At 77.7% G+C, this 14,828-nt stretch carries 12 protein-coding genes; 2 read left to right on the forward strand and 10 right to left on the reverse strand.

All coding sequences use genetic code 11. The features are described from left to right. Positions 1-217: 217 nt before the first annotated feature. From E9529_RS18955 to E9529_RS18995, 9 genes are all read right to left on the reverse strand, one after another. Positions 218-1,831 carry a GTPase gene (locus tag E9529_RS18955; protein ID WP_236832826.1) on the reverse strand — a complete coding sequence of 538 codons (1,614 nt, stop codon included), beginning with the start codon at positions 1,829-1,831 and terminating at the stop codon, positions 218-220. After that, positions 1,828-3,525 carry a GTPase domain-containing protein gene (locus E9529_RS18960; RefSeq protein ID WP_236832827.1) on the reverse strand — a complete coding sequence of 566 codons (1,698 nt, stop codon included), beginning with the start codon at positions 3,523-3,525 and terminating at the stop codon, positions 1,828-1,830. Before E9529_RS18960 ends, E9529_RS18955 begins: the two co-directional genes overlap by 4 nt. Before the next feature lie 52 nt (positions 3,526-3,577). After that, complete coding sequence (locus tag E9529_RS18965) at positions 3,578-4,216, reverse strand: PilZ domain-containing protein (protein WP_236832828.1); 639 nt, start codon at positions 4,214-4,216, stop codon at positions 3,578-3,580. A gap of 122 nt (positions 4,217-4,338) precedes the next feature. Next, positions 4,339-5,595, reverse strand: coding sequence for a diguanylate cyclase (locus tag E9529_RS22845; RefSeq protein WP_236832829.1), 1,257 nt, complete (start codon positions 5,593-5,595; stop codon positions 4,339-4,341). A 98-nt stretch (positions 5,596-5,693) separates the two neighbouring features. Further along, a complete protein-coding gene (locus E9529_RS18975; RefSeq protein ID WP_236832830.1) occupies positions 5,694-6,386 on the reverse strand; it encodes an NYN domain-containing protein in 693 nt (230 codons plus the stop codon). 125 nt (positions 6,387-6,511) lie between these two features. Beyond that, positions 6,512-8,581, reverse strand: a complete 2,070-nt coding sequence (locus E9529_RS18980; RefSeq protein WP_236832831.1) for a bifunctional diguanylate cyclase/phosphodiesterase — start codon at positions 8,579-8,581, stop codon at positions 6,512-6,514. A 171-nt stretch (positions 8,582-8,752) separates the two neighbouring features. Continuing rightward, a complete protein-coding gene (locus E9529_RS18985) occupies positions 8,753-10,372 on the reverse strand; it encodes an acyl-CoA dehydrogenase family protein (protein WP_236832832.1) in 1,620 nt (539 codons plus the stop codon). Between the two features lie 40 nt (positions 10,373-10,412). Continuing rightward, complete coding sequence (locus E9529_RS18990) at positions 10,413-10,802, reverse strand: SRPBCC family protein (RefSeq protein WP_236832833.1); 390 nt, start codon at positions 10,800-10,802, stop codon at positions 10,413-10,415. A 43-nt stretch (positions 10,803-10,845) separates the two neighbouring features. Then, entirely contained in the window at positions 10,846-12,129 is a 1,284-nt protein-coding gene (locus E9529_RS18995) for a competence/damage-inducible protein A (RefSeq protein ID WP_236832834.1), read from the reverse strand. A gap of 150 nt (positions 12,130-12,279) precedes the next feature. Here E9529_RS18995 and E9529_RS19000 point away from each other — a divergent pair, with 150 nt between their 5' ends. Further along, positions 12,280-13,041, forward strand: coding sequence for a hypothetical protein (locus tag E9529_RS19000; RefSeq protein WP_236832835.1), 762 nt, complete (start codon positions 12,280-12,282; stop codon positions 13,039-13,041). A gap of 8 nt (positions 13,042-13,049) precedes the next feature. Here E9529_RS19000 and E9529_RS19005 read toward each other — a convergent pair whose 3' ends face one another. Then, positions 13,050-14,534, reverse strand: coding sequence for a protein kinase (locus tag E9529_RS19005; protein ID WP_236832836.1), 1,485 nt, complete (start codon positions 14,532-14,534; stop codon positions 13,050-13,052). 30 nt (positions 14,535-14,564) lie between these two features. Between E9529_RS19005 and E9529_RS19010 the strand changes: the two genes are divergently transcribed. Continuing rightward, a partial coding sequence (locus E9529_RS19010) for a hypothetical protein (RefSeq protein WP_236832837.1) occupies positions 14,565-14,828 on the forward strand: 264 nt, incomplete at its 3' end.

Consider the following 14,828-nt stretch of genomic DNA (forward strand, 5'->3'; position numbering starts at 1 on the left):
CTCCAGAACGCCCGCCGCAGATGCTGCAGCTCCGCCGTCTGCGCCATGCCCCGACCCCCAGCTCAGTCAGGGCGTTGCGACCACCCCCTGAGCCCGGGGAACCTGATCATCGAGCGTCCTCCCTCGCGGCGGGCGGTGAGGAAGGACACCGCGCGGTGAGGGAGGACGCCGGCGGCCCGACGCGCTGACCGGCCGAGACGGCTGCGGCGGCCGCCGGTCAGCGGGCGGCGCGGGTCACCGCCGCGCAGAACCGGTCGGCGTCGGCCCGGACCTCCGCCATCGGGGCCAGCAGCTCCTCGTCGGCCACCTCGCGCACCGCCGCGTGCAGCCGCCGCGCGGCAGCTCTCCCCCGCCGCCGCGCCCGCAGCGCCACCAGCGGGCGGCTCACCAGTGCCAGCAGCAGCCCGGCCAGCAGCCCACCGACCAGCAGCAGCGTGGGCAGCGGGATGCCCTCGACCCGGGGCAGCGGCACGACGTCGTCGAGCTGCAGGAACCCGAGCCCGACCAGCGCGAGCAGCCACAGGGCACCGACGAGCGCGGTGGCCAGGAGCAGCCACTGCAGCCCGGCGGCCGCCCGCTGCCAGAGCGGCACCCGGTCGGGCCCCAGGTCGGCGCCTCCCACGGCGCGGTCCAGCGCATCGGCGAGCCGGTCCTCGGAGACCTCCGCCGTCCGCCGCAGCTCGTCGCGCCAGGCCGGCGCCAGCCCCTCCCCGACGGCGTCGCGCGCCTCCCGGACGGCGGTCGCCATGCGTGCCCGCTCCACCGCGCCCGCCGGCGGGAGGGACGTGCGGGCGCGCTCGTCGCCGAGGTGCAGCCGATCGAGCGGGTCCGCGCGGAGCTTGCGCGTCCACCGGACCGGCGGCCAGCCGGTGCGCCCGGTGCCCTCCCGGCGGGTCGAGCGCTCCACCGCGGCGACGACGGTCGGGACGCCGGCCGCGGCGGCCAGGGCGTCGGTGAGGTCGTCGGCCGGCTCGCGGGCCGGGTCCTCGCCGGCCCCGCGCCCCCAGCGCCGCGACCGCCCGGCCGCGGCCTCCGGGCAGTGCGCGGTCAGCTCCGCGGCGCTCCCCCGCACGTCGGCCAGCAGCCGCTCACCGGCCGCCCGGCGGGCGCGGACCCGCCGGGCCAGCTCGCCGCGCAGCTCGGCCAGCCCGTGACCGGTGCGGCCGGACACCGCCAGCAGCGGGGTGGCGCTCAGCCCCTCCCGGTCCAGCAGGCCGCGCAGGTCAGCCAGGCAGGCCCGGGCGGCGGCCTCGTCGAGGCGGTCCACCTGGTTGAGCACCACGAGCAGCACCCCGGCGTGCCCGGCCAGCGGGGCCAGGTACCGCTCGTGCACGGCGGCGTCGGCGTACTTCTGCGGGTCCAGCACCCAGACCAGGACGTCGACGAGCTCCACCAGCCGGTCGACCTCCAGCCGGTGCTCCAGCCGGACGCTGTCGTGGTCGGGCAGGTCCAGCAGCACCAGCCCCTCGAGCGCCGGCTCGGGCTCCCGGCGGTGGCGGCGGGGCACCTGCAGCCAGTCCAGCAGCCGGTCGGTGCCGTCGTCGTCGGCACCCCACACCGTGGCGTGCGCGACGCCGGTCGTGGGCCGGCGCACCCCCGGCGTGCTCACCTCGCTGCCCGACAGCGCGTTGAACAGCGTGGACTTGCCGCTCCCCGTGGCACCGGCCAGCGCGACCACCGTGGCGTCGCCCAGCGCCTCCCGCGCGCCGGCCTTGGCCAGCACCGCCCGGGCGCGGGCCACCTCGGGGGTCGACAGCCGCCCGTCGGCCACCTCGACGGCCTCCCGCAACGCCGCCAGCCGGTCGGCCAGCGCACCCTCGGAACGCCTCATGCGCCGCGCGCCCCGACGAGCGCGGCCGCCGTCGCCCGCAACTCCTCGGCCGCCCCGGGCGGCGGCGCCACCGCCTCCACCAGCCCGTCGAAGCGGTCCTGCTCGTACCGCAGCAGCGCCTCGGAGCGCTCGCCGAGGTCGGCCCGGGCCCGCTCCGCCAGCGAGCGCACCGCGGCGTCCCCGAAGACTGCCTCCAGCACCCGCTGGCCGACGGCGGTGGTGCCGCCCGCGACGGCCACCTCCCCGCCGAGCAGGCCCCCGGTCTGGGCGAACACCGCCACCATGACCACCGCTCCCGTGCCGCTCACGCCCCAGGAGAGCAGCCGCGCCCGGGAGCGCTTGTCGGCGCCCTCGCTGCGCACCAGGTCCAGCACGACGCCCTGCCAGTCACGCACCTGCGCCGCGGCGGCCTCGGGGAAGTCGGGGGAGGCGGCGGCGAGCTCCCGCTCCCGGTCGCCCAGCAACCCCGGGCCGGCGGGCAGCGCGCGCCAGGCGGTGACGGTCCGCTCCGCGGCGCGGTCGGCCTCGGCGCGCAGCAGCTGCTCGACGCTGCTCTCCAGCGCGCCCTGCAGGCTCTCGGCCGGCGCGGGGCGCCCGGTCAGCGCCGCGGCGACGCGGTCGCGCACCCGGCCGACCCGGCTCTGCAGGCTGCGCATCCACTCCCCGGTGCCCACGAACTCCTGCCAGCGGGCCAGCACCTCGCCGCGCAGCAGGCTGCCGCTGCGTACGCCCTGGTCGACCCCGTCGCGCGCCGCGTCGTACGCCGCCGCGGCCGCCTCCTGCAGGGCCGCGGCCGCGACCCGCTGCTCCTCCACCGCCGCGGCGACCGCGGCGGTGCGCTGCTGCAGGCTGTCCAGCGCCCCGGCGAGGGTCTGCCGGACGACGGCGGCCCGCTGCTCCTGGTCGGCGGCCAGCCCGTGCAGCCAGCCCCGCAGCGGCGCCACCTGGTCCTCGGGCAGCCGGCCGTCCTCCAGCGGGCGCTCCTCGACGACGAACAGGCGGGCCGAGGCGAGGCCGGCGTCGCGCAGCATGGCCGCGAGGTCGGCGGAGATCTCGGCGGCGGCCTCCGGGGGCACCCGGTCCAGCACGACCGCCAGCGCCGTCCCCCGCTGCTCGGCCGTGCGCAGCAGATCCCACGGAACCGCGTCGGCGTAGCGGGCCGCGGTCGTGACGAAGACCCACAGGTCGGCGGCGGCCAGCAGCTGGCCGGCGAGGTCGCGGTTGGCGGTCACCACCGAGTCGACGTCGGGGGCGTCGAGCACGGCCAGGCCCGCCGGGACGTCGTCCCGGACCACCAGCTGCAGGGTGCCGGGCCCTCCGTCGCCACCGGTGACCCGCGCCAGCCCCGGCAGCACGCGGTCACCGGAGAAGCTGGCGGCGTCGGCGCGGGCGCACACGAGCACGGGGGCGCGGGTGGTCGGGCGCAGCACACCGGCCGTGGTGACCGGGGCCCCGACGAGGCTGTTGACCAGCGTGGACTTGCCGGCCCCGGTGGAGCCGCCGACGACGGTGAGCAGCGGGGCGTCGAGGTCGCGCAGCCGGGGCAGCAGGTAGTCGTCGATCTGGTCGGTGACGCCGCGGGCCGTGCGGACGGCGTCGTCGCGGCCGGCCGTGACCAGCGCCAGGGGGACGGCCGCGACCTGGTCGCGGAGCGCCGAGAGTGCCTCGGTCAGACGGGGCGGCGACGGGATCACGGTGCTCCTCTGCCCCGCGGGGCGCCCGGCTACCCGCCGTCCGCCCGACCGGTCACTCCGCCAGGCGAGCCCGCTCCTCGCGCAGCGCTTGGAACACCCGGCGGCGCACCCGGTCCTGCTCCCGCTCCTCGATGTCGAGGAAGCGGATGCTCATGATCCAGCGGGCGGCGCGCGCCTGGACGCGGATGATCTCCCCGCGGCACACCAGGGGGCCGTCCTCGAATCGGACGGTCAGCGCCATCGTCGTCCCGACGTCCGGCAGGATGCCGAAGCCCTCGAAGTGGACGCGCATGCCCGCCTCGCTGACGTCCATGGTCTCGCCCTTGAGGTCGACCGCGCCCAGGCCGCCCTCCACGGGCACGACGATGCGGCCCCGCACCGCCGCGCGGCGCTGGCTGTGCTCGGCCGGCCCGGTGGCGGTGAGCCGCCAGCGCACGACCGCGCCCTCCTGCACGTCGAGGACGTCGGCCGGCAGCACGCGGTGGCCGTGCTCGCTGCGCCAGTAGACCTCGACGGCGTCACCGGGCTTCACGACCGAGGAGTCGACGAACTCGCTCGCGGACGGGCGGACGGAGACCACGCCCTCGTGGACGACCTCCACCCGGGCGCTGACGGCGACGTCGGTACCGGAGAGCCGCACCTCCACCTCGGTCTGCTCCGCCGGGTGGTCGGCACCGGGATCGCTGCTCATGGTCCTCTTCCAGTCATCCGTTGCGCGGTCCGGCGTTCCGGCCCGACCGCCCGGGAACGGTAACCGCCGGCGCGGGCGTCCGGCGGCAGGCGCAGCCGACGCGCCGGGCCGGACCGGTCCGTTCAGCCGGCCGGCTGCGGCTCCGGCGTCCCTGGCGGGACCGTGCCGGCGCCGACGGCGTTGCGGGTGGTCTTGGCCCGGTAGAGCGCCTCGTCGGCCCGGAACATCAGCTCGAGGGGGTAGGCGTCGGCGCCGGTCGCCGTCGCCACGCCCAGGGAGAGGCTCAGCTGCGCCGGGCCGAAACCCGGGGGCCGGAGCAGTCGCGCCCCGCTGCGGAGCTCCTCGGCCACCGCCGCCGCGCGCTCCGCGTCCGCGCCGGGCATCAGCACGGCGAGCTCGTCACCGCCGAGGCGGGCGACGAGGTCCCCGCCGCGCACGCGGGCCGACAGCAGCCCGGCGACCGCCCGCAGCGCGTCGTCGCCACCGCCGTGCCCGTACCGGTCGTTGACGTCCTTGAAGTGGTCGAGGTCGACCAGCACCACGCTGAGGACGTCGCCCCGCTGGCGGGTCCGCGTGCACCGCTCGGCCAGCTCTGCGTCCCAGCGGCGGCGGTTCGCCAGACCGGTGAGCGGGTCCTCGTGGCTGAGCCGCTCCAGCTGGGCCAGGAGCACGCCGGTCCGCTGCTGCTCCCGCTCCAGGCGCACGCGGGTGTGCAGCTCCCGGGTGTCGAGGGCGTAGCGCCGCAGGTGGGCGAGGACCGCGATGACCGACGCGGTCGCGAGGTAGACGGTGACCGCCAACAGGTCGCCCGGGGCGAGGCCGTCGTCGGCGGTGGCAGAGGCCAGCCCCAGGGCGGCCCAGGAGACGGCGACGAGCGCGACCGTCCAGCGCGGCCGGGCCACCATGACGCAGCCGCTGCCGTAGATGGCGAGGGTGAGGCCGAGCAGGTGGTAGCGCGGGTCCTCCGAGCGCGTCACCATCCAGGCCACCTCCGCCTGCACGACGGCGAGGACGGAGAACGTCAGCAGCTCGGGCCGGCGGCGGCCCAGCGGCAGCCGGCCGAGCGCCACGAGGGCGGCCAGCATCGGGATCTCGCAGAGCAGCCGGACCGCCAGGAAGGTGCCGGCGTTGCTGCTCTCGGTGACCAGGTCGACGACCGCCCACAGGGGCACGGCGACGACCGCGACCCAGCCGACGAGCAGCCCGGCCGTCCGGGCCCGCTCGGCCCGCTCCTCGGCCAGCCCCGGGACAGCAGCGGCCAGCTCGGCGGCGGCACGGCCCCGGAGCGGGCGGCCCTCCGCCGCGGCGGGACCCGCCGACGGCAGCACGTCGCTCCGGCGGAGCGCGGCCACCAGGCGGCGGGGGATCGAGAACGGCACGGTTCTGCGATCGGCACCTGGGCCGGTTTCCTGAGCGGATCCGGCGCGGACCACCCGTGCGGGTGAGCTGCGGCCATCCGCGCAGGTCAGCGGCCCGGTCAGCCGCCGCGGCGCGCGGTGAACCCCGCCACGAAGTCGCGCAGGCTGCGGGTCGGCCGCAGCCAGGCGCCGTCCGGCGGGAGGGCGTCGAGGCGGACGCGGTCGAGGGGCTCCACGAAGGCGCCCGGGACGTCCTCGATGTCGATGAACTGCAGCAGGTCCGAGCCGATCGCGTAGCCGGCGACCTCGCTGAACGCGACGACGACGACCTCGGTGCCGTGCCGGGCGAGGTCCTCCAGCGGCTCGGCGAAGTTCCGCCCGTCGCCGGAGAAGACCACCAGCCGCCGGAGCCGGTGGCTGTGCCGCCGGACGGCGATGTGGTCGAGCATGTCCTGGTCGATGTCGTCGTCGGGCTGGCTCTTCGGCCGGGCGAAGACCGAGTACCCGAAGCCGCGCAGCGCCTCCACCCAGCGCTGCAGCGTGCCCGGCTGCGGCGGGATGTTGGCGAAGACGCAGGCCTCGACGTCGGGCGCATCGGTTGAGGCCGGGTCGCCGGCCCCCTCGACGAACCAGGCCGCGATGGCGTCGAAGCGTGGGCGGGAGGCCGCCGTCGGGCGGGCGCCGATCACCGTCGACAGGGTCATGTCGATGTTCGGCGCGTCCCAGATGAGCAGGTCCAGCGCGGGACGCGACCGGTCCTGGCCGGCCGGCTGCTCGGTGGGCTCGGTCGCGACCTCGGAGGTGTCCAGCACGGGCACAGTCTGCCCGGGCGCGGCGGCGGCTGCGCCCGCGGGCGGCTCCGCACCGGTTCCGGGGGGCGCGGTGGCGCGGGGCGGCCCGGCGGGCGCGGTGGCGCGGCGGCCGGGACGGCGCAGGTTCACCCGCGCACGGGCACGGCGCGGCCCGCCATCGCCAACGCGCACAGGTCCCCGCCGGCCTGCTGCACCTCGCGCACCCACCCGGGCAGCCGCTCGGCCGGCATCGGGTGCCCGAGCAGCCAGCCCTGCGCCAGGTCGCAGCCGGCCTGGCGCACCATCCGCAGGTGGTCGGGCGTCTCGATCCCCTCGGCCACCGACCGGATGCCCAGCGTCCGGGTGAGCCCGACGATCGCCGCGAGCACCGCGCCGGTGTCACCGGCGGCCACCCGCTCGGCGGCGGCGAGCAGGGAGCGGTCGATCTTCAGCGTCCCGATGGGGAGCGCGAACAGCTGCGCCAGGGACGACCAGCCGGTGCCGAAGTCGTCGATCGCCACCCGGACGCCGAAGCCGCGCAGCACCGAGAGCTGGTCCTCGGCCCGGGTCGGGTCCTCGGCCACGCTGGTCTCGGTGAGCTCGAGCACGAGCTGGTCGGGCGGCAGCCCGGAGTCCTGGAGGGCCAGCCGCACGTCGCGCACCAGCGTCTCCGCGGAGAAGTGCCGGGCGCTGACGTTCACCGACATGCGCAGCGCCAGCCCCTCGGCCGCCCACTCGGCCGCCTTGCGGGTGGTCTCCCGGAGCAGCCAGCGGGTGATCGGGATGATCTGCCCGGTCTCCTCGGCCACGGAGAGGAAGGTGTCCGGCGAGAGCAGCCCGCGCTCGGGGTGCTGCCAGCGCACCAGCGCCTCCACCCCCTCGATCTGGCCGGTGTCCAGGCGCACGACCGGCTGGTAGTGCACCACCAGCTGGTCGATGGCGTCCCCGCGGAGGCGGGTCGCGACCTCCAGCCGCCAGCGGGCCGCCTCGCGCAGCGCCGGTGAGAACAGGTGCACGCGGTCCCGGCCGGAGCTCTTGGCGGCGAACATGGCGGCGTCGGCGTCGCTGAGCAGGTGGTGCGCGTCCCAGACCTCGGGGCGCGCCACGGCCACGCCGATGCTGGCGCTCAGGGGCACCGAGATCTCGCCGGCGGCGAAGGGGCGGCCGAACGCCGACTGCAGCCGGAAGGCGAGCGCCGCGGCCTCGGCGCTGTCGCAGCCGTGCGCGAGGACGACGAACTGGTCGGCGCCCAGGCGGGCGACCGCGTCCCCCGGCCGGACCTGCTCGGAGAGCCGGCCGGCGACCATCCGCAGCAGCTCGTCCCCCACCTGGTGGCCCAGCGAGTCGTTGACGGTCTTGAACGCGTCGAGGTCGACCACGAGCAGCGCCACGCCGCCCCGGTGGTCGGCGGCGAGCGCCTCACCGGTGAGCTCGAGCAGCCGCGCCCGGTTCGGCAGCCCGGTCAGGTCGTCGTGCTGCGCCTTCCACAGCAGGTCGTCCCGGGCGCGCACCTGGTCGGTGACGTCGTTGTGGGTGACGACGACGCGGCCCTCGCCGTCGACCCGGGTGGCCTGGAGGTGGAACCACATCGTGCCCCGCCGCGTCGGGCAGGAGTACTCGAAGGCGAAGGTGCGGCCGTCGGAGGCAGCGGTGTCGGCCAGCAGCCCGCGCAGCCCCTCGGCGAGGCGCCCGTGCTCCGCCTCGGGCAGGCCGCGCATCATCGCCGTGAGGTAGTCCTCCCCCGGGCGGCCGGGCCAGGAGGCCACCGGCAGCAGTTCCTCGCTGCTGCGGAACCACGCCCCGTTGGCCGAGATGATCTTCCCGTCGGGGGCGACCAGCACGGTGGGCGAGGGCAGCGCCTCCAGCACCGCGGTGAGCCCGCGGATCTGCTCGTCGCGCTCCTGGTCGGTGCGCCGGCGGACGTCGATGTCGCGGAAGAGCACCGCCGCCCCGGCCGGGTCGGGGAACAACCGCACCTCGTACCACCGCGACTGCGGCTCGTAGAAGAACTGGAACTCCCGCCCCCGGCCGTCGGCGAGCAGCTCGCGGTACTGCTCCTCGGCCAGGGAGCCGCGCAGGGCGGGGAAGGCGTCGCGGGCGTCCCGGCCCAGCAGCTCCTCGGCCCGGTGCCCGAGCAGCCGCTCGGCGGCGGCGTTGAGGTAGGCGAAGCGCCCCTGCCCGTCCAGCCGGTACACCGCGTCGGGGACACCGCTCAACGGGTCGGGCCGGCCCCCCGGGGGCCGGTCGTCGCCAGGTTGCACGCTGCCCGCTCTCGTTTCCAGTGGTCGTCCTGCCCGCTGCCGCGGGCGCCGGGGGCACGGACCGCTCGCGAGGACGACGGGCAGCACCTGAGCCGTCCCCGAGAGTAGTAGCCCGGGACGGTTTCCTCAGGGGGCGGCGACCGCGGACCGGCCGACGATCTCCGCCACACCGGTGCCGGCCGGCAGGGTCCCGAGGACGCTCCCGGCCTCTCCGCCCAGGCGAGCGGCGCAGAAGGCCTCGGCGACCGCCGTCGGCGCGTGGCGCAGCAGCAGCGAACCCTGCAGGCAGAGCGCCAGCGAACCGGCGATCCGGCGGGCCCGGAAGGGCAGCTGCTCGGGATCGGCGAGCTCGGCGCGCAGCCGCTCCACCGCCGCGTCGAACCTGCGGTCGGCCCCGCGGGCGAGCTCGAGCTCGGCGGTGACGGCGGCCAGCGACTCGGAGCCGCGGCCCAGCGCCCGGAGGACGTCGAGGGCGATGACGTTGCCCGAGCCCTCCCAGATGGAGTTCAGCGGCGCCTGCCGGTAGAGCCGCGGCAGACCGGACTCCTCGACGTAGCCGTTCCCGCCGAGCACCTCCATCGCCTCGGCGACCACCCCGGGGGTGCGCTTGCAGACCCAGTACTTGGCGGCCGCCCCGGCCAGGCGCAGGAACGCGGCCTCGCCGTCGTCCACCGCGGCGGCCAGCCGGACGGCCAGCGCCGTCGCCGCCTCGCTCTCCACCGCGAGGTCGGCCAGCACGTTCTGCATGAGCGGCTGGTCGGCCAGCAGCGCGCCGAACGCGCGCCGGTGCCGGGCGTGGTGGACGGCCTGCGTCAGCGCCGCCCGCACCGTGGCGGCCGACCCGAGGACGCAGTCGACCCGCGTCATGTTGACCATCTCGATGATCGCGGGGACGCCCCGCCCCGGCTCGCCGACCAGCCACCCCGTCGTGCCGTCGAACTCCACCTCGCTGGAGGCGTTGGAGCGGTCGCCGAGCTTGTCCTTGAGCCGCTGCAGCCGGAAGACGTTGCGGCCGCCGTCGGGCAGCACCCGGGGCACGAGGAAGCAGGAGACCCCTTCCTCGAGCCGGGCGAGGACGAGGAAGAGGTCGCTCATCGGCGCGGAGGTGAACCACTTGTGCCCGGTGAGCCGGTAGGTGCCGTCGGGCTGCGGGACGGCGCGGGTCGTGTTCGCGCGGACGTCGGAGCCGCCCTGCTTCTCGGTCATGCCCATGCCCGCGACCAGGGCCCGCTTGGTGGCCGGGTCGGCCAGGCCTGGCTCGTACGCCCGCGCGGTGAGGCCGGGCTCGTACCGGGCGGCGAGCTCGGGGGCCCGCCGCAGGGCCGGGACGACCGCGTAGGTCATGGTCGTCGGGCACCCGTGGCCCATCTCGACCTGCGTCCACCCGAGGTAGCCGACGGCCCGGCGGACGTGCGCGTGGGGTGCCGGGTCCGCCCAGGGGGCGCCCGCCAGGCCGTGCTCGAAGGCCGTGCGCATCAGCTCGTGCCAGGCCGGGTGGAAATCGACCTCGTCGACGCGGTGGCCGTAGCGGTCGTGGGTGCGCAACCGCGGCGGGTTCTCGTTCGCCAGCCGGCCCCATTCCTGCGCCTGCTCGCTGCCGGCCAGCCGGCCGAGCTCGCCCAGCGACGCCAGGGTGGCCTCGTCGGCGTGCCGGCGGCAGGCGTCGGCCAGCGCGGCGTCCCCGGCGATCGGATCGTGCCCGACCAGCGGCGGGACCTGGTTGGTGACCTCGTGGGTGGCGGCCATGCCGGCACGGTAGTGGAGCCCCGCGGCCGGCCCGCGGAGCTCAGGCGCGCACGAGGTGGGCCAGGGCGAGGCGCGCCGCGGGGACGTAGGACAGGACGAGCGGCGCCGGGCCGGAGATCCGCAGCCCGGTGGTCGTCCCGCCACCGGGGCCCTCGGCGACCCAGTGCAGGAGCCGCAGGCGCAGCGGGCCCACCGCCACCACCCATGCCCACCGGCGGTCGGCCTCGTCGACCTCCTCGACCGTGAAGGGCACCGAGATCCCCAGCGGGCCCCGCACGCGGCCGGCGGCGCCCGGGGCCAGCCGTTGGGCCGACACCTCCACCCCGGTGATCTGCGGGGCCCACTGCGCCCAGCGCGCGGGGACGGCGTAGCGCTCCCAGACCTCCGCCGGCGCAGCGGTCCCGGTCGCGTGCAGGGTCAGCGTCGTCACCGCCCGGAGGTGCCCACGCCGGCCGGGGCGGACACCTGCGGGCTCAGGCCGGCGGACCGCCCAGCAGCAGCGAGCGGAGCAGGTGCATCGCCATCGTGACGGAGCGTTCCCGCACGGCCGCCCGGCTGCCCGGCACGGCGAGCGAGCGCTCCTCGACCCGGTCGGGCCCGACGACGCAGAGGTGCACCGTCCCCACGGGCTTGGCGTCGGTGCCGCCGCCGGGGCCGGCGATGCCGGTGATGCCCACCCCGATGTCGGCGCCGAAGCGGGCCCGGACGCCGTCGGCCAGCGCGCGGGCCACCTGCGGGCTGACCGCCCCGTGCTCGGCGAGCAGCGCGCCGGGCACACCGACCAGCGCCTCCTTGGCGGCGTCGGCGTACGCGGTGACCCCACCCAGCACGGCCGCCGACGAGCCGGGGCGCTCGGTGAGCCGGGCGACCAGCAGCCCGCCGGTGCACGACTCGCCGGTGGCGATCGTCAGCCCCTGCTCGGCGAGCGCGCCGGCGACCAGCTCGTCGAGGGTGGGGCCGGTGGAGAAGAGCGTCCCCGCGTACCGCTCGGCCAGCCGAGCCGCGAGGCGGTCGTAGCCCGGCTGGGCCGCGGCCGGGAACCGGGTCACGATCTCCAGCTCGCCCTCGCGGAGGCAGGTGGTGATCTCCAGTCCGTCCAGCTCCGGCTCCAGCTCGCGCAGGGTGGCGGCCAGCTGGGCCTCCAGCGTGCCCCACAGCCGCAGCGTCTCCTGGCGCAGCTCCGCGGCACCCGCCAGCGCGGCTCGCGTGGGCTCCGCGGCCAGGGCGGCCGGCCACATGCCCCGCAGCTCCCCCGGTGGGCCGGGCAGCACGAGCACCGGCGGCCCGGTCCGGCCGGCGGCGGGCGGGACGACGAGACCGGGCGCGGTGCCGACCGGCTCCAGCACCGTGGCGCCGTCGGGGACGAGGGCCTGCTTGCGCACCCCCGCCGCGGTCGACGCCGGGTCGGACCGCCAGCCGCGGCGGGCCATCAGCCGCTCGACGATCCGGCCGATCCGCTCCTCCAGGGCCGGGTCGAGGGCGAGCTCGCGACCCTGGAACGCGCCCACCACCTGGGCGGTGAGGTCGTCGGCGGTGGGACCCAGCCCGCCGGTGGTGATCAGCAGGTCCGCGCCGGTGGCCGCGAGGAAGGAGAGCGCGGCCACCAGGTCCTCGCTCCGGTCGCCCACGACGACGACGTGGCCGACGTCGACGCCGAGGCGCCGCAGCTGCTCGGCGAGCCAGGGGCCGTTCCGATCGGCCACCCGGCCGGTGAGGACCTCGGTCCCGGTGACGACGATTCCGGCGCGCGTGACCACGGCCCGACCCTAGGGGCGCCGGGCCGGGGCGGCAGACGCAGGGGCCCGCCCCTCCGGGTGGCACACGGACGGCCGGCCCCGGCGCCGCTAGCGTGCGTGGCGCACCGCCGTCGACCGGTGGTCCCGCCGGAGCCCGACCTGGAGGCACCCGTGAGCACGCCGTCCGAACAGCAGACCCCCGCCGCCGGCACGGGTTCCACCCCGTCGTCGACCCAGGAGATCCCGATCCCCGCGCCGGTCACCGGAACCCCGACCTCGGTGCAGCAGCTCCCGGCGCCGTCGGCACCCGTCCGCCCGCCGGCGCAGGCCGGCCCGGCCACGACGCCGGGGGGCTCCACCGCGGTGCAGCCCGGGGCGGCTCCGGTCGGCGCCGCGCAGCCGACGGGCCCGGTCGACTTCGTGCCGGGGCTGCCCGGGCTGGGCGGCCCGGCCGCTCCCCCGGCCGCTCCCCCGGCCGCGTCCCCCGCCGCGTCCCCGGCCGAGGCGGGCGAGGGGGCGGCGGAGCAGCCGCGTGCCCCGCGGGACCGCACCCCGCTGGTCGGCGCCGGTCTCGTGGCGCTCGCCCTGGTGCTGCTCCAGCTCGGCCTGTCGCTGCGGTTCGGCACCGAGTCCGCGTGGTCGGCGATCCCGCTGTGGTCGGCCTTCGCCACCGCCTGCACCGTGCTGGGCCTGGCCGCGTTCGCCGGGGCGCTCGGCCTCGGCCGGCGGCTGGGCGCCCGGACGGGCTGGCGGATCGCCGCGGGCGGGCTGACCGGCCTGGCGGTCTTCTGGGTGCTGGTCGTGCTGCCCGGTGCGGGGACCGACCGGGGATTCCTGCTCACCGCCGCCCTCGGCGCCCTCGGCGGGGCGCTGTGGCTGGCCGCCGGTCGCGGGGGCCGGGCCGCGGAGGACGGCGCACCGTCCCGCGGCTGACCTCGAGGTCAGCCGCGGCCCCGGCCGTTCCCCTCGCCGCCGCCGTTGCCCCGGCCGTTCCCGGGCCCGCCGCCGCCGTTCCCGTTCCGGCCGCTGTTGCCCGGGGGGTCGTCCTCGTCCGCCTCGTCCTCGTCGACCTCGTCCTCGTCCGGCTCGTCCCCGCCGGCGTCCCCGACGGGCACCGGCACGGGGACCACCGGCTGCTCGGGCGGAACCGGGTCCGGCTCCGGCTCCGGCTCGGGCGGCGCGACGGCGTAGGTGACCAGGACGACCGTGCCGGGGGCGACGGCGCCCACCGGTGCCAGCTCCAGCACGTGCTCGGCGGGCACGGCATCGCTCTCCCGGCCGACCAGCTCCACGCCCAGGCCGGCGGCGGCGAGCTCGGCCTCCACCTCGGCCACCGGGCGGCCGACGAAGTCGGCGGCGGCGATCACCACCGGCTCGGGGGCCTCGCTGGTGCCGCCGCCGGGGTCGGCCGGGGCGTCACCCCACACCTGGAGCGCGGCGATGCCCAGCCCCGCGCCGACGACGAGCGCCACCAGCGGGGCGAGCAGGCGCAGCCGGCGCGGCCGCGACCCGGTCACCGGCGCGGGCGGCGGCGGGACGTCCAGCGGGCGGGTGCCGGCCGGCCGGGGCACCGGCGGCAGCAGCCGGCCGGCGCGGACGTCCTCGACGGCGTCCCGGAACGCGGCGCCGTCGGGGTAGCGCTCGGCCGGGTCCTTGAGCAGGGCGCGCCCCACGAGCGTGCGCACCTGCTCCGGGATGTCGGCGGGCAGCGGCGGGGGCTCCTCGCGCAGCTGGCGCAGCGCGATCTGCACCGAGTTCTCCCCGTCGAAGGCGCGGTGCCCGGCGAGGCACTCGTAGCCGATCATGCCCAGCGCGTAGACGTCGCTGGCCGGGCCGGCCTTGCTGCCCCCGGCCTGCTCCGGCGAGAGGTAGTGGGCGGTGCCGACGACCTGGCCGGTCTGCGTGAGCGGCGCGCTGGCGGCGGACCAGGCGATGCCGAAGTCGGTGATCTTCACCGTGCCGTCGTCGCCGACCAGGAGGTTGCCCGGCTTGACGTCGCGGTGCACCAGGCCGGCGGCGTGCGCGGCGGCCAGGCCGGTCGCCGTCTGGTGCAGCACGTCCAGCGTGCGGTCGACATCGAGCCGGCCCTCCCGGCTCAGCACCTGGGCGAGCGACTCGCCCTCGACCAGCTCCATGACCAGGTAGGCCAGGGCCTCGCCGTCGGCGGCGGTGGACTCGCCGTAGTCGAACAGCGCGGCGATGTTGCGGTGCGTCAGCAGGGCGCTGTGCTGCGCCTCGGCCCGGAAGCGCGCGAGGAAGGTGGCGTCCCCGGTGTACTCGCTGCGCAGCACCTTGACGGCGACGCTCCGCTGCAGGACGACGTCGCGCCCCCGCCAGACCTGCCCCATGCCGCCGGTCGCGAGCAGCGACCGCAGCTCGTAGCGACCACCGAGCAGGGTCGACGACGGCCGGTGGGGGGAGGTCACTGCTCCGTCGCGGGGCTGGACGCCTCCGCCGTGTCCGTGGCGGTCGTCTCGGTGGGCGTGGTCGCCGTCGTGGCCGGCGGGGTGGTCGTCACGGTCGGGGTCGCGTCGGTGGAGGTGGGGGTGCCGGGCGTCGGGCTGCCGGGCAGGGTCGGCGACGGAGGCGCCGTGGGGGTGCCGGTCCCCGTCGGCGTGCCCGTGCTGCCCCCGGTGCCCGTGCCCTGCTCGGTGCCCGCACCGGTCTCGGCGCCCGTCGCCGGCGCCGCCATCACCGCCACGCTGCTCCAGGCGCTCACC

This window comes from Blastococcus sp. KM273128, assembly GCF_021698975.1.
Classification (GTDB): domain Bacteria; phylum Actinomycetota; class Actinomycetes; order Mycobacteriales; family Geodermatophilaceae; genus Blastococcus.